An 18,841-nucleotide genomic window follows, 5' to 3' on the forward strand; every position below is an offset into this window, starting at 1 on the left:
CAACCATGGAAAACCGGCGTCAGTATGGGCGGGGTCGGTCGAGCGGTCAATACGGTGAAGCCTCTACTCCAGACCGACAAAAACAGTTGCGCGCCGCTTACTGCGCGTGGGTTAAGGGCCGAAGCGGATGCCAAAGAGCAGGGACACGCTCGTGTGGTCGGGTTGGAGGGACGGCTCAAGATCGATGTTGTGCAGGTTGACAATTAACGTGCCGGCCAGCGCCAATTTTCCAGTGACGGGGAATTCGGCGGTGAGGCCCAAGGGAATGTACCAACTCGTGTCGTTCCGATCGATGCGCCCCGGTCCGCTGCCGCGATCCAGGTCTGCGTGCACCAATCCGAAACCGGCGAAGGGGACGAGATTCAGCGTGGCCATGCGGAAGTGATAGCGACCGACGCCCGCGATGGCGATTTGGGTCAGATCGCCAATCGGTGAAAGCAGCACCATGGGACCGATGGAAAAGGCGCGGTCGACATAGTAGTCGGCATTCAATCCCAACGTGAAGACCGTTCCATTCACTGTGCCGCTCGTGAAGCCGAGGTCCGTGCCGAAGCCCCAGCGGCTCTGACTGTCCTGTGCCGACACGGTCCCTACCGCTACGGTCAGCATCGCTATGAAGGCCATGATCGTGCTGAATCGCATCGGCCTGTCCCGCATACCACCTCCTGAAGACCGCCTAAGGGTACGACGAGCCGCGCACTGTACCACATGAATCGGTAGCCAACAACCGATCGACCGCGCCGGGACACCGTTGTGCCCAACGATGGCCTCACGTATGCTGACACTCACGGTATACGCCATGGCACTCTCGCCCGATGCGGCCGCGACGCTCCTCTACGATGCCATCGCGCCATCCTTGTCCGTCCAGGCCCTGCGTGAGTACGGTCTCGATCCCTCGCATGACGCGGCGATCGAACTCCTTCGGGAAATTCTCGCGCTGGACCTCTACTGGGCGGAATCGGCCGTAACGGCCGCACTACGGAAGGACGCCGGACCGGTGATCGGGCGATTAGAGCGTCTCGTGGCAGCGCGCTGCTCGTCGCTGAACCGACCGGGTGAAAATCCAACGGTGTGGCTCGAAGCGGTCAGAGCGCGCGCGGACGCCTATGCCCGTGTGGTTCAGCAGGGCGGAGAGCCGATTGCCGTGTTTCAAGAAGCCGCCGAGCACCTCGAATCCCGCGGCATTCTTGGTCGTGAGGGGCGGCCGGCATTTCTCGCCTTCTGCATCGACTTCGTTCCTGTCGAGCAATTTGGAGAACTCGTCGAAGGCCTCGAGGTGACAGGCGGGTAGACATGCTAGAGATAGCGACGATCAAGCACCTGCCCGGCCGCATCGAGCTCGTAGAGTAACGGCGCCCCGGTCGGGATGTTCAATTCGAGCACCGCCTCCTTCGTCAAACGATCCAAGTGCATGACGAGCGCGCGAAGGCTGTTCCCGTGCGCGGCGATGAGGATCGTCTCGCCCCTCAAGACATAGGGTTCAATGACGCGACGATAATACGGGAGAACCCGCTCCGCCGTGTCCTTCAAACTTTCCCCACCCGGTGGGCGGACGTCGTAGCTGCGGCGCCAAATTTTGACTTGCTGCTCTCCGTACTTCTCTGCGGTCTCGGCTTTGTTGAGGCCTTGCAGATCGCCGTACATCCGCTCATTCAACGCCTGATCCTTCTCGATCGGGATCGTCGTCTGGCCGATGACCTCGAGCACGAGGCGCAGCGTCTCGTTCGCCCGGGTCAGAACTGACGTGAAGGCACGGTCGAATCGATAGCCCTTCAACTTCTCGCCGGCCGCCCGCGCTTCTTGTTCGCCCTTGGCTGATAACGGCACATCGACCCAACCCGTGAAGCGATTCTCGAGATTCCATTGCGATTCACCATGGCGCAGGAGAACCATCCGCCCCATCGGTCCAACCTCCATTCTGTGACCGGCATTCGTTGCCGGAGACGCGCGCCCGACAGCCTACTCAAAGGCCCGGCGCCTTGTCATCTTCAAAATGCGCTATCGATCACGCGCAATGGTGGCGCTGCCTTGCATTGCCTTTCAGGCGGACGCTACGATGCCGCGCGAGGGACGATGGAAAAGAGCACCTCGCACCCGTGGGATGAAATCGAACGCTGGTGGGTCGCCATGGCCGCTCGCTTCGGTGTCGGGGACCGCGTGACGACGTTCTTTAAGAACGCGCGTGGCCTCGATGGCCCGCTTGTGACCATCGAGCGTCTTCGTGCGAACATCCACTACATACTTTTTGTCCTGCTCCGGTATTGGATTCCCGTCGTGTTGCCGCCGCCGGGCCGTGAACGACTGTCCAAGAACGATCCCGACTATTGGCTGGAGTCCGAGCAGGTCCTACGAGCGGCGGTCGCACGGCTTCGCGAGCTCAAGCCTTTGATCGAGCTGCTGACCGCGTCGAACCCATTTGAAGAGACGCCACGGCCGGCCGGCTCGCCGCAGCGCCCCGTGATCGAAGTCGAACTCGCGACGATGCTCGAGGGGATTGCGGAAGTCGCCGGAAGCTATGGCGGCCCGGACTATACCTCGGTGATCAAGACCTTCGACCCGATCCCGCTTCGCCAGACGCAACCGTTCAAACACAACAAGAAAAACAGCGCCGAGCTATGGGTGATCTTTCTGTTGCGCGAACATTTCAAGGCCCTGGGACTCGGGAAAGATCGCTACTGGCCGCTGATTGCCGATCTCGTGACCGCTGCCGACATCATGCAACCGAGTGGCACCGCCTATCCGCCCGATGAGCTAAAGTCATGGTGGCAAAAGAACTGGCCGCGGACCTATACCGACCTCGAGCAGAAGACGCCCCAAGGCCAATCCGCCGGCACCGCGTACGAGCAAGACTTCGCGTGGTTTCAGGGCTGGATCAACTGGCAGTTGTCGAGGCGCTAGCGCGGCGGACAGTCGGCCGATCGTGCATCATACCGGCGTGCAATCCTCACGGCTCGGCCGCGCCTACAGTTGTTGGTTTACCGGCCACCGTCGGCTTGGCCTTGCCAGGCCACGGCGGCGTTCCTGCAGGCGGTCCCTCTTGGATCAGTTGAGCGACGACCACAAGCAGCAGGACATGCAGCAGCACGCCAAGCCAAATGACGTACCGCTGTACTCCGCCCCGGTCATGGATCTCGGCCTCTAACTCCATGTGGCCGATGTACGGGCGCTTCCGTATCTCCGCCACGTGCTCCCGGATGTGCCAAAAGTACACGTAATTGGCACTCGTCGCCGCCATGATTCGCCAGACGATGCCGACCGTCACGTCGCTGGTGAGATAGGCGGATACCACCGGCCCGACCGCATACACCAGCGCGTACAGGTACATCTTCCGGTACAGAAACCAGAGAAAGGGGTCGAGAAGGAAAGTCGGCCAGTGCCAGGTCAGGGCGAAGCGCGGCCGGTGCGACCCGGTGAATTTCTTGAATTGGGCGAGATAGTACGCATCCGGCCGACCCCATGACCATCCCGACTTGAACGAGAACAAGAGGGCCGGTTGGGGGCCGATGAAGGTGCGCCAGAGATCCGTCTCGTCGGAGACAGCGGTTGAAACCGGCGCGTCGGCGTTGAGCGGCGTCCCGCATTGCGAGCAGAACCGCGCGTCCTCCGCGTTCGCTTGTCCGCACTTCTCGCAGGTTTTGATCAAGAAGGCGCGCCCCAAAGTCAGCGTGCCCTTATAGCATTGTCCCCCGTGGTGCTCAAGCAATGCGCTGCCGCGGAGGCGGTCGATCCTTAGATCAGCATGCCGTTTCTTATTGCGGATCATCAGGTCTTGTGCTATTTTTCACCAATTTAGATACGCTCGTTCGCTACATTCGGGTGTAGCGCCTCTAACTACTTCCATGCCAACAGAAGAACTGCGGCACGACGGCGACAGGTACCTGATGAACACCTACGCCCGCACGCCGATCTCCGTGGTACGAGGTCGCGGGAGCCGCGTCTACGATTTGGAGGGACGCGAGTATCTGGATTTTGTGGCCGGCATCGCCGTGAACGTGCTGGGGCACGGACATCCCGATCTGATCGCGGCGATCCAAAAACAATCGCAGCATCTCCTGCACGCTTCCAATCTGTACTACACCGAGCCGCAGGTACGGCTGGCCGAGGTGCTCGTCGACCACTCGTTCGCGGAGAAGGTCTTCTTTTGCAACAGCGGCGCGGAGGCGAACGAAGCGGCCATCAAGCTTGCCCGGCGTTACGCGCACGAGAAACACGGGCCCGGCCGCTTCGAGATCATTACGATGCTCCAGTCCTTTCACGGACGCACCCTGGCGACCCTGACCGCGACCGGACAGGAAAAGGTGCAGAAAGGGTTCGAGCCCTTGGTCCCCGGCTTCACGTACGTGCCGTTCAATGATTTGGCGGCGGTGGAGCAGGCGATCACGCCTCAGACTGCGGCGGTGATGCTCGAATTGATTCAAGCCGAGGGCGGCGTGAACGTCGCCGATCAGGCGTACATCAAGAGCCTGCGCGATCTGTGTCGGCAGCGGGGCGTTCTTCTGATTCTCGACGAGGTGCAGACCGGCATCGGGCGCACCGGAACGCTGTTCGCCTACGAGCAGTTCGGCATCGAGCCGGACATCATGACGTTGGCCAAAGGGCTGGGCGGCGGAGTGCCGATCGGCGCATGCCTCGCCTCTGCCGATGTCGCCTCCGTCTTCACGCCCGGCACGCACGCCTCCACGTTCGGCGGCAATCCGCTGGCCTGCAGCGCGGCACTCGCCGTCCTACGGGTGCTGCTCGAAGGTCGGCTGCTCGCGCAAAGCCGAGCGGTCGGACAGTATCTCGCCAAAGGACTGCTCGAGCTCAAAGAACGCCTCCCCAACGTGAAGGACGTGCGCGGGCTCGGACTCCTGCAAGGCATGGAACTGACGATCGACGGCAAGCCCGTGGTGGACGATTGCTTGAGCCGCGGCCTTCTCATCAATTGCACGATGAATCGTGTCCTTCGATTCGTGCCACCTCTCGTCATCACGCAACGCGAGATCGACCGCCTGCTCGATGTACTCGCGGACGTTCTTACCAAACGAGCGTAAGGATAGAAGCAATGACCCGGCAGCCTGCGCATGGCAAGGCGATCCGTCTTTTTGGACGCGACCTTCTGACGGTCGGCGCGATTCCCCGCGCGGCGGTTGCGCGCCTGCTTCGCCTGGCGGCCGAATTGAAAGTCAAGCAACGGCGACGTCTGGTGCATCAACCGTTGGCGGGCACCACCCTTGGCCTCCTGTTCGAAAAGCCATCGACGCGAACCCGCGTGTCGTTCGAAACGGGGATGAACCAACTGGGCGGTCAATCGCTCTTTCTCTCGGCCTCCGACATTCAACTGTGCCGTGGAGAAACGATCGCCGACACCGCCCGCGTCCTGTCGCGGTACCTCGATGGGCTGGTGGTGCGCACGTTCGACCATGCCATTGTCGAGGAGTGGGCCCAACAGGCGACGATCCCGGTCATCAACGGGCTCACCGACCTGCACCATCCATGTCAGGCGCTGTCCGACCTGCTGACGATTCAGGAGAAGAAAGGCCGCTTGAAGGGGTTGAAATGCGCCTACGTCGGCGATGGCAACAATGTGGCGAATTCGCTGATCGAGGCGGCGGCCAAGGTCGGGATGGCGATCAGCATCGCGTGCCCTTCGGGGTACGAGCCCGATCAACGCACCATCGATCTCGCGCGGGAGGAAGCCCGGGTCACAGACTCGATGATCGAGTTGGAAGACAACCCGCACGTCGCCGTCAAAGATGCCGACGTGATCTACACCGATGTCTGGATCAGCATGGGCCGTGAACGGGAGCAGTCACGCCGCATCAAGACGCTGTCGCCCTACCAAGTGAACGAGCGGCTGCTGAAAGATGCGGCGCCTGATGCGATTGTCATGCATTGCCTCCCGGCCCATCGGGGGCAGGAAATCACCGGCGCCGTGCTCGACGGACCGCAATCCGTCGTGCTCGATCAGGCCGAAAACCGCCTCCATATGCAGAAAGCGATTCTCGTCGAACTGTTGGCGTCGCAAGCGCGCTCCCAGCCGAAAGGATCGTCGTGAACCGGAAAGCCAGTGCCAAGCGTCACCCGATCAAGAAAGTCGTCCTCGCGTACTCGGGCGGCCTCGACACCTCCGTGATCCTAAAATGGCTCAAGGAGACATACGGCTGCGAGGTCGTTGCCTTCTGCGCCGATCTCGGGCAGGGCGAAGATCTCACCGCGGTCAAGGCAAAGGCCCTTGCGGTCGGCGCCTCGAAAGCCTACGTCGAGGACCTCCGCGAGGTTTTCGTCAGGGACCACATCTTTCCGATGCTGCGCGGGAATGCCGTCTATGAGGGCCATTATCTCCTCGGCACGTCGATCGCGCGGCCGCTCATCGCACGCCGCCAGATCGAACTCGCGCGGAAGGAAGGCGCGGATGCCGTGTCGCACGGGGCAACCGGCAAAGGCAATGATCAAGTGCGCTTCGAACTCACCTATCTGGCGCTCGAGCCGACGATTCGGATCATTGCCCCGTGGCGCGAGTGGACGTTTCGCTCGCGTCGCGAACTGATCGACTACGCGTCCACGCACGGCATCCCGGTCACGGCGACCAAGGCCAAGCCGTACAGCATGGACTTGAACCTCTTCCACATCAGTTACGAAGGCGGCATTTTAGAAGATCCGTGGGAAGCGCCGCCCGAAGAGATCTTCCAACTAACCGTGTCGCCGGAGAAGGCTCCGAACAAGCCACGGGAATTGGAGATCGACTACGAGCACGGCGACCCGGTCGCGGTGGACGGCAAGCGCATGACGCCGGCAGTCCTACTCGCCCATCTCAACCAAGTCGGCGGCGAGCATGGGGTGGGGCGGGTCGATCTCGTCGAGAACCGCTACGTCGGCATGAAGTCGCGGGGCGTATACGAAACGCCGGGCGGCACGATTCTGCACACGGCTCATCGGGGTCTGGAATCGATTACGATGGACCGGGAAGTCCTCCATCTTCGCGACAGCCTGATACCCCGATATGCCGAGTTGATCTATTATGGTTATTGGTATGCGCCCGAGCGGGAGATGCTTCAAAAAACCATCGATGAAGCTCAGCAGGACGTGACCGGGACCGTCCGCGTGAAGCTCTACAAGGGAAATTGCACGGTGGTCGGCCGGAAGTCCGATCGTTCCCTGTACCGGCTCGATCTCGCCACATTTGAAGAGGATGAATCGTATCGGCAAAAAGACGCGGAAGGCTTCATCCGGCTGAACGCGTTGCGGCTGGCGATTCGCGCGCAACGTCGCCGACCGCGTCGTGCGTAACTGGCGACCGCACCATCCGATGGACAAGAAACGTAAGCCGACTCGTGCACCCGCAAGTCACGGAAAGCTGTGGAGCGGTCGCTTCACCGAGCAGACGAACTCTTTGGTCGAGGCCTTCACGTCTTCGTTGGCGTTCGATCGTCGGCTGTACGCCTATGACATCGAAGGCAGCATCGCGCACTGTAAGACGCTTCAGCGGGCCGGCGTGCTGACGGCGCGGGAGGTATCGACGCTCGTCGCCGGTCTCAAAGATGTACGGGCGGAGTTGGACGGCGGTCGGTTTCGGTTTTTGCCCGAAGACGAAGACATTCACATGGCGATCGAGCGCCGCCTCACCGAGCTGACCGGACCGATCGGGGGGAAGCTCCACACCGGCCGCAGTCGAAACGACCAGGTGGCGACGGACCTCCGGCTCTACCTGCGCGAGGCGCTCGGATCGCTCACGACCGGGCTGAAGCAGCTTCAGCAGGCCCTGATGGCCAAAGGCCGCGAGTACCTCGATGTCATCATGCCGGGCTATACCCATTTGCAGCGTGCGCAGCCGGTCCTGTTCGCCCATCACATGCTGGCGTACATCGACATGCTCGAGCGCGACAAGGCCCGCCTGCGGGAGGCGCTGGCTCGCGTGAACGTCCTTCCATTGGGCAGCGGCGCGTTGGCCGGGACCAATTATCCCGTGGACCGGGTGTATACGGCACGACTGCTGGGGTTCGCATCCGTCACCGAGAACAGCTTGGATGCCGTCTCCGATCGCGATTTCGTCGTCGAGTCGCTCTCCGCCGTCTCAATCGTCATGATGCACCTGTCGCGATTGAGCGAAGAGCTGATCCTCTGGTCGTCCCAAGAATTTCAATTCGTCGAGCTTCCCGACTCCTTCTGCACGGGCAGCAGCATGATGCCGCAGAAGAAGAATCCCGACGTCCCGGAGCTTGTGCGCGGGAAGACCGGCCGGGTGTACGGGCATTTAATGGGCACATTGACCATGATGAAGGCGCTCCCGCTCAGCTACAATCGCGACCTTCAGGAGGACAAGGAAGCGCTGTTCGACGCGATGGATATCGTCAGCACGGCCGTCACACTCTACGGCGAATTGATCCGCGGTCTGACGGTGAATCGCGCGGCCGTCGCGCGTGCTGCATCTTCCAGCCTATTGGTCGCCACGGAGCTGGCCGACTACTTGGTGACGAAGGGCATGCCGTTCCGGGAAGCGCATGCGGTGATCGGCCGGATCGTTCGTTCCTGTCTCGATCAGCGGCGCGACCTCAAGGACCTGACCCTTACCGATCTTCGCGCCTATTCGGATCGCTTTGAAAAGGATGCCCTCGACGTCTTGACGGTGGAAGGCGCGGTGGAGCGCAAAGCCCAGATCGGGGGAACGGCCCGCACACGGGTGGCTGCGCGCCTGAAGGCGTTGGAGCGCATGTTGACGTGATCGGCATCGTGACCGCGGTGCTCGTGCTCTCGGTGAGCGTCGGATGTGGCGTGATGGGACCGCCGGTCCCACCCGATACGATCGGAGTCGGCGCGAAACGGCAAGCAGAGAAGCGGGAAAAGGAACGGGCCGAGAAAGCCGCCAAGGCCCAGTCCGAGCAACCGGTGCTTCCGACCGTGCCGGCCGAGCAGCCGGAGACGATGGAAGAGGCCATCGCCGGGGAAACGGCCGCGGAGGAGTTGTCCCGTCCGGGCCTCCGCCCGAGCGGCGACGTCTTGATGAGACCACGGTGAGACGGTCAGCGCCGTCCAGTGATAGTCGATGAACCGCATACTGTCATGAAGAGGAGCGAAGGCTATGGCGACGACTGATATGACGACGAAGAACAAAATTCTGCTCTTGCTCGATCCGTACCCACGGAACAATCCCTATCATCTCACGGCCAGCGAGCGGCGCGCCGTCTGGTTCCCCAAGCTCAGCCTTCCGGTGATCGCCGCATACACCCCGCCGGGATGGGATGTCGTCCTGGTGGACGAAGCGGTGCAGGACATCGACTTCGATCAGCCCTGCGATCTCGTCGGGCTGTCCATCATGACGTGTTACGCGCCGCGCGCGTATGAGATCGCCACCGAATTTCGCAAGCGGGGCAAGCCGGTGGTGCTGGGAGGGGTTCATCCGACCTACTGCCCGGATGAAGCTCTTCGCTATGCCGATGCGATCGTCTGCGGGGAAGCGGAGGATCTCTGGCCGCGTCTCGTGAAGGATTTCGAAGCCGGATCGATGAAGCGGATGTACAAGATGGAGCAGTTTCCGTCGCTCGAGCACTACAACAGCCCGCGCGTGGAGCTGCTCAGCCCCGACGCCTACATGACGCGCCAGTGCAGCTTTACGACCCGTGGCTGCCATTTCGACTGCGAGTTCTGCAGCGTCTCACCGTTCAACGGGAAGACGACGCGCCGCCGCCCGGTCGACGAGGTCGTCAAGGAACTGTCCCAGATCAAGCAGTGGATTCGCAGCGAATTGGTCGAACGCATCGCAAACGACTCCCTGTGGCGCGCCTTCGTCACGGGCCTGCGCATCCGCATCGGCATCGAGGACGGGACGATCTTCGCCTTCGTCGACGACCTTCACAACAGCAACCGCGCCTACTGTCGCGAGCTGTGGACCGCGCTGAAGCCGCTCAAGATCAAATGGGGCTGCCAATCGACGCTCTTCCTCGGCGATGATCGCGAGATGGTAAAGCTTGCGGCGGAAAGCGGCTGCGTGTCCGTGTTCGTCGGGATGGAATCGCTCGATGAGGACTGCCTGGAAGAGACGAACAAGCCGTTCAATCGCGTGCAGAAGTTTTCGGACGAGATCAAGATGTTTCACGACCACGGGATCATGGTGAATCCGGGGATCGTGTTTGGCTTCGATCACGACGATGAATCAGTGTTTGAGCGCGCCGTCGACTTCCTGGTCAAGAATCAGGTCGAGCTCGCCTACTTCAACGTCTTGACTCCGCTGCCGGGGACGGCTCTCTACGAGCGATACAATACCGCGGGCCGCATCTTCGATCGCGATTGGGCCAAGTACGACGGCAAGCATGTCGTCTTCTATCCCAGCTGCATGACGCCGGAGCAATTGCAGGAAGGCTTCTACTGGGCGAACCATCAGTTTTATTCATGGCCCTCGATTTGGCATCGGTTGCGGGGGACCAAACAACGCCTCGTGGCCCGCTTTGAGATGAACCGCGAGTTCCGCAAGCTCGTCAAACGCTCCTGCCCGAAAGGGAGCCTGTCGCCGATCGCCGGGGTGCTGAAGGGCCTGCAGGCAAAGCTGCCCACATTCGAAACCGATCAGCTGATTCCCAACGCGCTTCATGCCTTGAAGCAGCGGATCGAGGCCAAGACGGGGCCGGCGCAGCAGCTCTGGCTCAACATGAAAGCCAAGCGGCACGACCGGTTGGCCGCGCTGGTGGTGGAATTGGAGGGGACCCTCGATCATCTGAGCGCGCAAGAATTGCTCACGCGCATCACCGATGCGGCCGAAAAGGCGAAAATGGATATTATCGTGAACTTCGAGCATCTCAAGCATGCGACCCCGAAAGCCCTGCAGGCGCTCCTCGATCATGACGCCTTGAAAGGCGTCGCGCCGTACGCCAGGATCCGCTACCGAAAGTTCAAGGCCGCCTTCGAAAGCGCACTGGAGGGACTGTCGATTAGCGGGGTGGATCTCCTCGAAGAGGATTGGCAAGATGCATGACTTCGACTATCACCACGGCGAACTGCACTGTGAGGGCGTGCCGCTCTCCCGGATCGCGAAGGAACTGGGAACGCCCTGCTACGTCTACAGCCATCACACGTTGATCCGCCACTACCGGGCGTTCGACAGCGCCTTTCAAGACACACCGCACATCGTCGCGTTTGCGATGAAGGCGAATTCCAATCTCGCGATCCTTCGCTTGATGGCGAAGGAGGGCAGCGGGGCCGATATCGTGTCGGGCGGCGAACTGTATCGGGCGCTTCAAGCCGGCGTGCCGCCCGGCAAGATCGTGTTCGCAGGGGTGGGCAAGAGCCGGGAGGAAATTCGGGAGGCGCTGCTGGCCGACATCCTGATGTTCAACGTCGAGTCCTCCGCCGAGCTGCACACGTTGGACGATGTGGCAGGCGAGTTCAAGAAGAAGGCCCGCGTGGCGCTGCGGATCAATCCCGACATCGACCCGAAGACGCACCCGTATATCTCCACCGGGCTGAAGAAGAGCAAATTCGGGATCAGTGCGGATCGCGCCGTTGACGAGTTCAAGCGCGCATCCGCGCTCAAGCACATCGAAGTGGTCGGTGTCCACGCGCACATTGGCTCGCAACTGACGGACGTGGCGCCGTTCGTCGATTCATTGAAAAAGGTGCTGGGTCTCGTCGAAGCCCTGCAAGCCGAGGGCGCGAGCATCCGGTACCTGAATATCGGCGGCGGATTGGGGATCACCTATTCAGACGAGACGCCGCCGCCGCCGAAGGATCTCGCCAAGGCGGTATCGCCGCTTCTCCGCGATCTCAAGTGCGTGCTGATCATGGAGCCCGGCCGCGTGATCGTCGGAAACGCCGGCGTCCTCCTCACGCGCGTGCTGTACACCAAGGAGGGGGAAACCAAGAAGTTCGTGATCGTCGACGCCGCGATGAACGACTTGATCCGCCCCAGCCTCTACAGCGCCTACCATGACATCAAACTGGTGGTCCAAGCTTCGTCAGCCCGCACCTCCATCACCGTCGATGTGGTGGGGCCGGTCTGCGAATCGGGTGATTTTCTCGCGAAGGACCGGACCATGCCGGAAACCAAGCCCGGCGAACTGCTCGCCGTCATGAGCGCCGGCGCCTACGGTTTTGTTATGTCCTCGAACTACAACTCTCGCCCACGCGTGCCCGAGGTGCTCGTGAAAGGAACCGAGATCCATGTGATCCGCGCCCGCGAGCGGTATCAGGACTTGACGCGCGGGGAACAGATCCCGGAGTTTCTCCGGTAACGTGCTCAGCGAATCGTGAGGCCGACGTGACCAGACGAGCGGGCAGCGATGCCATTCCGTTCATGAAGCTGTCGGGCAGCGGGAATGATTTCATTTTGATCGACAACCGCGAGGGCGTCATCTCGCCGAAACGGGCGAGCGCGCTTGCCGCCAAGGTCTGCACGCACCGCATGTCGGTGGGCGGGGACGGCTTGATCCTCATCGAGCGCTCACGCCGTGCTGATTTTCGGTGGCGGCTCTTCAATGCGGACGGGAGCGAAGCCGAGTTCAGCGGTAACGGCGCCCGCTGTGCCGCGCGGTTCGCCTTCCTCAAGCGGATTGCTCCGAAGCAGATGCGTTTTGAAACGCTCGCCGGCATGATCGAGGCCAGCATGGTGGCGTCTCGGCCACGCGCCACGAAGGCCGTGTTGGACGAAGTGAAAATCCGCTTTCCGGATCCCAAGAACCTGCGGCTCAATCTTCGCGTCGATGTCGCCGGCCAGCAACGAGAGGCGCATTTCGTCGATACCGGCGTGCCGCATTGCGTTTATGTCGTGGACGACCCCGACAAGATCGATGTCGTTGGGCTCGGCCGGCCGACGCGACATCACCCGCTGTTTCAGCCGGCTGGAACGAACGTCAATTTCATCGCGGTTCTCGATCCGCACCGGATCCGCATCCGCACCTATGAGCGGGGCGTCGAGGATGAAACGTTGGCGTGCGGAACCGGATCGATTGCATCCGCCCTCATCGCGCACCTTGTCGGTAAGGCCGAATCTCCGGTGACCTTGATCCCTCAAAGCGGACTGAATCTGACCGTCCATTTCAATGCCAACGGCGATTCCTTTACCGATGTGTATTTGCAAGGGGATGCCCGCGCGGTGTATGAAGGAAAGATACTTCCTGATGCCTGGTCTTATTAGCGCCGGCACGTCCTATGACGACTCCCTCGCACGCCACACCACGCTAAATTCACGGGGCCTATCATGTTTACCGGATCTCTCGTCGCCATCGTCACCCCTTTTAACAACGGCCGAGTCGACGAACGCGCCTTGGCCGACCTCATCGAGTTTCAGATTGCGAACGGCACGAACGGCATCGTCCCCTGCGGGACAAGCGGCGAATCGGCCACGCTCTCGCATGAAGAGCATCATCGCGTCGTCGAGTTCACCGTCCAGGTCGTCAAACGTCGCGTCCCCGTGATTGCCGGCACCGGCTCGAACTGTACCGACGAGGCGATCGAACTGACCGCGCACGCGAAGGAGAGCGGCGCAGACGGGGCGCTGCTCATCACACCGTACTACAACAAACCGACGCAAGAAGGCCTCTATCGTCACTACAAGGCGATCGCGGACGCCGTCGATCTTCCACTCGTTCTCTACAACATCCCCGGGCGTACGAGCGTCAACATGCTGCCGTCCACTGTGGCCCGACTCGCATCCTGCAAGAACATCGTCGCGATCAAGGAAGGCAGCGGCTCGGTCCAGCAAGTGTCGGACATCATCCACGTGTGCGGCGACCGTATCACCGTGCTGTCCGGCGACGATCCCCTCACGCTTCCGATGATGGCGGTGGGAGCCAAAGGGGTGATTACCGTGACGGCGAATATTGCGCCGGCGGAAATGGCGGCCATGGTTCATGCCTACCTCGCCGGGAATGTCGCCGAAGCGCAACGCCTGCATTACAAGCTGCACCCGTTATTTACCGCCCTTTTCTACGAGACCAACCCAATTCCCGTCAAAGAAGCGCTCGGCATGATGGGCAAAATCACGCCCGAGCTCCGGCTCCCGCTCTGCTCGATGTCGTCGGAGAATCGAGAAAAGCTGGCACGTGTGATGAAAGATTTCGGCCTGGCATAGGCCCTGGTGGAACCGCGCACCTCGTGATGATCAAGGCTACAGTGACAGGAGCCGCGGGACGGGTCGGCGGCCGATTGATCGCGCTGATCAAGGAGTCGGCGTCAATGACGCTGGCCGGGGCCGTTGAACGCAAGGGCCATGCGGCGATCGGCGAGGATGCGGGCGAGGTCGCGGGATGCGGTCACTGTGGAGTCCGTATTAGCGACGATCTTTCGGCCATCCTGCCGCACAGCGAGGTCGTCATCGACTTCACCGCGCCTTCGGCCACCGTCGAACACGTCCGGCTGGCGGCGCAACACCGTCGCCCCATGGTCATTGGCACGACCGGTCTCTCCTCCCAAGACCTGACCGAGCTTCGCGCGCTCACCCGTCAGATTCCGTGCGTGTTCTCGCCCAATATGAGCGTGGGCATAAATTTGGTTTTTAAAATTATCACTGAGATGGCGAAGGCGCTGGGTGACGACTACGACATCGAGGTCATCGAGGCACATCACCGCCTGAAGAAAGATGCTCCAAGCGGGACTGCACTCAAGCTGGCCGAGGTGCTGGCCCGAGCGGTGAATCGCGATCTCTCCCAAGTGGGAGTCTATGCACGGAAAGGCTTGATCGGCGAGCGCAAGCCAGGCGAAATCGGCATTCAGACGATCAGGGCCGGGGATATCATCGGTGACCACACCGTCGTGTTCGGAGGGATGGGCGAGCGGATCGAAGTGACGCATCGCGTCCAAGATCGCGACACATTTGCCCGTGGCGCCCTGCGCGCCGCGCAGTGGGTGATCAAACAGCCGCCAGGCCTCTACGACATGCTCGACGTGCTCGGCCTTCGCTGACGCGCTCCTCCCGTCTGCGGTTCAGTGGCCACACGTTCTGCTCCTTCCTCCCAAGGTGACGCTGATTGGTGTCACAAGAATCAGCCCTGAGGACCGAGGGAGTCACGACCGGCCAGGCCAGAGACCGTGCGCACAATCGTGTTACATGCGTGGCAGCGGATTTCGCCGTCGACGGTGGTATAGCTGATCAGTCGGTAACACTCGGGGCAGCAGGCGAGGCCGGTCAGCGGGGCAGCGGAGAGTCGTGTCACGGTGGGCTTCATCGTAGCGAAGCGTGGACGGCGCAGTACGAGAAAGTCCCGCCAGGTACGGCGAGGCTTACGCTCTCATATGCGTGTGCGGTTAGCAACGCGCCGTTAGTGGTCGGGGTTCCTGTTCCAGCGCCCGGCGCCGGCCACAGTTCAAGCACGCAAGCACCGCGATAACAAGGCCTGCGTTCAAGTCCACCGCTCGTTCCACCAACATCGTGCCTTGGCATTTGTCACAGGTTTTCATGCGGCGTACGATAGCATGCAAACATAGGGCGAAACTATCCGCCGAAAGTCCCGGCCGTACTAGAAAAAAGCCTTCCCCGGTCGGTCATCTATGAGCCGTTCGGCCCGCGACGATCGTCGAGCACATCGGGTTTCGAGGACGACCCTGGGACGGCAAGCCCAATATCTTGGGGCGAACGTCAGATGAGCTACTTGTGATAGGATTCACTGAGAAAGGACGCCATGTTCCGGTTACTCGTCGTCATCAGCTTGGTTCTGCTGCTCTATTTCCTCGTTCGCAAACTGGTTCGCGGCGTGACCCGGCCGCCACTCGACGGGGCGGCCGGTGACGTGAAGGCCATGATTCAAGATCCGGTTTGTCGTGTGTATATTCCGAAGGGGACGGCGGTCCAGCAAAGCATCGGAGGGCAGACCTACTATTTTTGCAGCGTGCAGTGCGCGAGGACGTTTCAGAAGCAACTGGCAGGCTGATCAACAGCCGGAGGTGCTCGACGAGGACAGTTTGCCTTCCTTATCGAACTTCAACGTGATCTGACACTGATTCGGAGTAAAGTTGAAAAACGGTAGACTCGATGTCCCTCCGGCAATTCGGAAGTACGTCCACTCTTCCCCGCCAAAGAAACGCGGCGCCTTTCCGGTCGGTGGCCCCCAGTTTTTTTCGAACCACCCCTTGTCCCGACCTTCCATCTCTGCCGGCTTCAATGACGCATCCAAATAAGGATTGCCACCGCAGCCCAACAGAACTACCGTGACAAGTACGGACCAGAGCGCTGTTCTCGCAACCTGCGTCATCGCGTCCTCCTAATGGAACGATTGTAGTCACTGGCCGGTATCGTGTCAAAGCAGCGCGTTGCATTCAGTTCATGAAGTACATAGAATGAAAAAGGACCTTCACCGCGAGGATACCATGCAGATCTATCTCGATACCGCGAACGTAAAGGAAATCCAAGAAGGCGTGAACATGGGTGGCATCGACGGCATCACCACCAATCCCTCCTTGGCATCAAAGGAAGGGCGCGACTTCAAAGAGCTGCTGCTTGAGATTTGCAATCTCGTCGATGGCCCTATCAGCGCCGAGGTCATCAACGTCGAGGCGGATGCGATTGTCAAGGAAGGCCGTGAACTCGCCAAACTCCATAAGAATATCGTCGTGAAGTGCCCACTCATCCCCGAAGGCCTCAAAGCGACCAAGCGCCTCGCTGCCGAAGGGATTCGAGTAAACGTCACTCTCTGTTTCTCGCCGACACAAGCCTTACTCGCCGCGAAAGCCGGCGCCTGGTGCGTGTCCCCGTTTATCGGCCGACTGGATGACATCAGCAGCGACGGCATGGCACTTGTGCGGGACATCATGACGATTTACCGCAATTACGGCTATCAGACCAAGGTGCTCGTCGCCAGCGTCCGGCACCCGCAGCACGTCGTGGAGGCCGCGCTCGCCGGCGGCGACATTTGTACCATGCCCTTCTCGGTCTTTCAGCAGTTGTACAAGCACCCGTTGACGGACATCGGCCTCAAGAAGTTTTTGGCCGATTGGAACGCCCAGAAACAGAAGTAGCCTTCACCTCCAGCGCGGGCCGGCGCCGGCCCGCGCCACGCTCCGCCTTCTCGTCAAGAATCTGCCGCGTCTCTGCAAACACGCGGTGGAACATCGGCCGTGTCAACTTTCCCGTAAACGTATTCTGCTGGCTTGGGTGGTACGACCCGATCAGCGTGACGCCCCACGGCAGATCGTACCGCTCCCCATGTCCGAATTGCGGCGCGGGGCGCACGGGAGGATGACCGAGCACTGCGCACGCCTTCAAGTATTGGTCGAACGCGATCTTCCCAAGCGCGACGACGACCCGCAGCCGAATCAACAGCGTCAGCTCGTCCACCAGATACGCACGACACTTCTTGAACTCCTCAGGCGTCGGCTTATTGTCTGGCGGCGCACACCGGACCGACGCGGCGATGTAACAGTCCGTCAATCGTAGGCCATCATCTTTATGGAGTGAGTGCGGCTGGTTCGCAAAGCCATAGCGGTGCAGTGCTTCATACAACCAATCGCCGCTCCGATCGCCCGTAAAGATCCGACCAGTCCGATTCCCGCCGTGCGCGGCCGGCGCCAGACCCAGCACGAAGAGCCTCGCCTGTGGATCGCCGAGCCCGGGCAGCGGTCGGCCCCAGTACGTCCATTCCTGAAACTGGCGTCGCTTGATCCGGGCGACCGCTTCACGGTGCGCGACCAGCCGGGGGCATCGTCGACATGCCACAACGGTCTCGTGGAGCGTCTCGAACGATGTCATGCCGCGCAGTCTATCATGTCGACTCCCCTTAAGCAGTTACTTGCCCGATGTGGTCGTTCCTGTTAGCATACTTCGCGCGAGGACAGTTCATGGAAGATGTTCGGTCACGCCGCCTGTTGCCTTCCGTACTCACCATCACTCTGACCGCGTTTCTGACCGTCGCCTCGGCCAACGCCGATACTGCATCCGTCCCTCCCGAACCCGCGCCGCATGCAGTTGCACCGCCCGCGCCGGGCGATGCACCCCCGACTAAAACCGCACCCGCTGAAGAATTGATCCCCGCTCCCGGCGAAGAGCAGGAACCGGCGCAGGCCACCGAGACGCCTCTTGTCGTCGTCCCCGGTATCGAACGTCAGGGACAGCGCTACTTTCTAAGTTCGTTCAAGCTGCCCGCGACGCTGACCTTCGCCGGCGTCACGATCCCCCTCGATAACTGGCAAGTCCGCGAACGCATCGAATATGAGTTCTATCAGTTCCTGGCGGAAGAAGGCGAGAGCATCATCATGGCGAAGCGAACGGGCCGTTGCTTCCCGCCGGTGGAAAAGCAGCTCGCGCAAGCCGGCTTGCCCGACGATCTCAAATACATGCTGCTCGTGGAGAGCAAATGTGTCGCCGCGGCGTTCTCCAGGGCCAAAGCGTCCGGGCCGTGGCAATTCATCGGCGCGACAGGCAAACGGTACAAGCTCTACTCGAACCAGTGGAAGGACGACCGTCGCGACTTGGAGATGTCGACAGAGGCGGCAATCAAGTACCTCCGCTTTCTCAAGCAAGAGCTCGGTGACTGGTTCCTCGCTATGGCAGCCTACAATGCCGGCGAGGATCGGATCCGTAGGCTGATGAAAGAACAACACGTCAACGATTATTGGAAGCTGCACTACGTGCGGGAAACGATGCGGTACGTCCCCCGGATCATCGCGGCAAAAGAAATCTATTCACAACCGGAGAAGTATCTTGGGCTGACGAAAAAAGATCTCTATGCCCCGCTCGAAACCGAAACCGTTGCGGTTACGATTAAGGAAGCTCAACGGCATCTGGCGTCGATCGCCGAAGAGTACGGTTCTTACTTTCTCGAGCTGAAAATGCTCAACCCAGAAATCCGCAAAGACTACCTACCCAAAGGCACCCACCGTATCAAGGTGCCGAAGCAAGCCTGCCCGTTCCGCTGCCTCAAGCAAGAGCCGACCGCCCCCTGAC

General features: G+C 60.9%; 20 protein-coding genes. 15 read left to right on the top strand and 5 right to left on the bottom strand.

From position 1 onward, the window contains the following. Positions 1–111: 111 nt before the first annotated feature. Positions 112–657, bottom strand: coding sequence for a hypothetical protein (locus AC1U7K_RS17160; protein ID WP_480252931.1), 546 nt, complete (start codon positions 655–657; stop codon positions 112–114). 118 nt (positions 658–775) lie between these two features. On the opposite strand from AC1U7K_RS17160, the gene AC1U7K_RS17165 reads away from it, so the two are divergent. Continuing rightward, a complete protein-coding gene (locus AC1U7K_RS17165) occupies positions 776–1,291 on the top strand; it encodes a hypothetical protein (protein WP_480252932.1) in 516 nt (171 codons plus the stop codon). A gap of 5 nt (positions 1,292–1,296) precedes the next feature. On the opposite strand, the gene AC1U7K_RS17170 is transcribed toward AC1U7K_RS17165, so the two are convergent. Further along, the gene (locus AC1U7K_RS17170; protein ID WP_480252934.1) at positions 1,297–1,902 is read right to left on the bottom strand and encodes a 2,3-bisphosphoglycerate-dependent phosphoglycerate mutase; all 606 of its coding nucleotides are present in this window, start codon (positions 1,900–1,902) and stop codon (positions 1,297–1,299) included. Positions 1,903–2,073: 171 nt separating this feature from the next. On the opposite strand from AC1U7K_RS17170, the gene AC1U7K_RS17175 reads away from it, so the two are divergent. Further along, positions 2,074–2,898, top strand: a complete 825-nt coding sequence (locus AC1U7K_RS17175) for a hypothetical protein (RefSeq protein WP_480252935.1) — start codon at positions 2,074–2,076, stop codon at positions 2,896–2,898. A gap of 46 nt (positions 2,899–2,944) precedes the next feature. Here the strand turns inward: AC1U7K_RS17175 and AC1U7K_RS17180 are convergent, their stop codons facing one another. After that, entirely contained in the window at positions 2,945–3,763 is an 819-nt protein-coding gene (locus AC1U7K_RS17180; RefSeq protein WP_480252937.1) for a zinc-ribbon domain-containing protein, read from the bottom strand. Positions 3,764–3,839: 76 nt separating this feature from the next. On the opposite strand from AC1U7K_RS17180, the gene AC1U7K_RS17185 reads away from it, so the two are divergent. From AC1U7K_RS17185 to AC1U7K_RS17235, 11 genes are all read left to right on the top strand, one after another. Next, positions 3,840–5,033, top strand: coding sequence for an acetylornithine transaminase (locus tag AC1U7K_RS17185; RefSeq protein WP_480252938.1), 1,194 nt, complete (start codon positions 3,840–3,842; stop codon positions 5,031–5,033). Positions 5,034–5,044: 11 nt separating this feature from the next. Further along, positions 5,045–6,037, top strand: a complete 993-nt coding sequence (gene argF, locus AC1U7K_RS17190) for an ornithine carbamoyltransferase (protein ID WP_480252940.1) — start codon at positions 5,045–5,047, stop codon at positions 6,035–6,037. Further along, positions 6,034–7,269, top strand: a complete 1,236-nt coding sequence (locus AC1U7K_RS17195) for an argininosuccinate synthase (protein ID WP_480252941.1) — start codon at positions 6,034–6,036, stop codon at positions 7,267–7,269. Before argF ends, AC1U7K_RS17195 begins: the two co-directional genes overlap by 4 nt. A gap of 19 nt (positions 7,270–7,288) precedes the next feature. Next, positions 7,289–8,701: an argininosuccinate lyase gene (argH, locus tag AC1U7K_RS17200; protein WP_480252943.1), complete on the top strand. Its 1,413-nt coding sequence runs from the start codon at positions 7,289–7,291 to the stop codon at positions 8,699–8,701. Continuing rightward, entirely contained in the window at positions 8,698–8,994 is a 297-nt protein-coding gene (locus AC1U7K_RS17205; RefSeq protein WP_480252944.1) for a hypothetical protein, read from the top strand. The genes argH and AC1U7K_RS17205 overlap by 4 nt, the downstream gene beginning before the upstream one ends. Before the next feature lie 64 nt (positions 8,995–9,058). After that, positions 9,059–10,945, top strand: a complete 1,887-nt coding sequence (locus AC1U7K_RS17210; RefSeq protein ID WP_480252946.1) for a radical SAM protein — start codon at positions 9,059–9,061, stop codon at positions 10,943–10,945. Further along, the gene (gene lysA / locus AC1U7K_RS17215; RefSeq protein WP_480252948.1) at positions 10,938–12,200 is read left to right on the top strand and encodes a diaminopimelate decarboxylase; all 1,263 of its coding nucleotides are present in this window, start codon (positions 10,938–10,940) and stop codon (positions 12,198–12,200) included. The genes AC1U7K_RS17210 and lysA overlap by 8 nt, the downstream gene beginning before the upstream one ends. Before the next feature lie 26 nt (positions 12,201–12,226). Then, positions 12,227–13,102, top strand: coding sequence for a diaminopimelate epimerase (gene dapF / locus AC1U7K_RS17220; protein WP_480252949.1), 876 nt, complete (start codon positions 12,227–12,229; stop codon positions 13,100–13,102). A gap of 63 nt (positions 13,103–13,165) precedes the next feature. Beyond that, a complete protein-coding gene (gene dapA / locus AC1U7K_RS17225; RefSeq protein ID WP_480252951.1) occupies positions 13,166–14,038 on the top strand; it encodes a 4-hydroxy-tetrahydrodipicolinate synthase in 873 nt (290 codons plus the stop codon). A gap of 26 nt (positions 14,039–14,064) precedes the next feature. Beyond that, entirely contained in the window at positions 14,065–14,868 is an 804-nt protein-coding gene (gene dapB, locus AC1U7K_RS17230; RefSeq protein WP_480252953.1) for a 4-hydroxy-tetrahydrodipicolinate reductase, read from the top strand. Positions 14,869–15,584: 716 nt separating this feature from the next. Beyond that, positions 15,585–15,833 carry a YHS domain-containing protein gene (locus AC1U7K_RS17235; protein WP_480252954.1) on the top strand — a complete coding sequence of 83 codons (249 nt, stop codon included), beginning with the start codon at positions 15,585–15,587 and terminating at the stop codon, positions 15,831–15,833. Here the strand turns inward: AC1U7K_RS17235 and AC1U7K_RS17240 are convergent, their stop codons facing one another. Next, positions 15,834–16,154 (bottom strand): hypothetical protein, encoded by a 321-nt coding sequence (locus AC1U7K_RS17240; RefSeq protein ID WP_480252956.1) that lies wholly within the window; start codon positions 16,152–16,154, stop codon positions 15,834–15,836. It abuts the gene before it with no gap. A gap of 115 nt (positions 16,155–16,269) precedes the next feature. Here AC1U7K_RS17240 and fsa point away from each other — a divergent pair, with 115 nt between their 5' ends. Further along, positions 16,270–16,917, top strand: a complete 648-nt coding sequence (gene fsa, locus AC1U7K_RS17245) for a fructose-6-phosphate aldolase (protein ID WP_480252958.1) — start codon at positions 16,270–16,272, stop codon at positions 16,915–16,917. Here the strand turns inward: fsa and AC1U7K_RS17250 are convergent. Beyond that, entirely contained in the window at positions 16,874–17,647 is a 774-nt protein-coding gene (locus AC1U7K_RS17250; protein WP_480252960.1) for a uracil-DNA glycosylase, read from the bottom strand. The genes fsa and AC1U7K_RS17250 overlap by 44 nt on opposite strands. Positions 17,648–17,736: 89 nt before the next feature. On the opposite strand from AC1U7K_RS17250, the gene AC1U7K_RS17255 reads away from it, so the two are divergent. After that, on the top strand, positions 17,737–18,840 hold the full coding sequence (locus tag AC1U7K_RS17255) for a lytic transglycosylase domain-containing protein (protein WP_480252961.1): 1,104 nt from the start codon (positions 17,737–17,739) through the stop codon (positions 18,838–18,840). Position 18,841 lies beyond the last annotated feature (1 nt).

This window comes from Nitrospira sp. Vd2 (assembly GCF_979581665.1).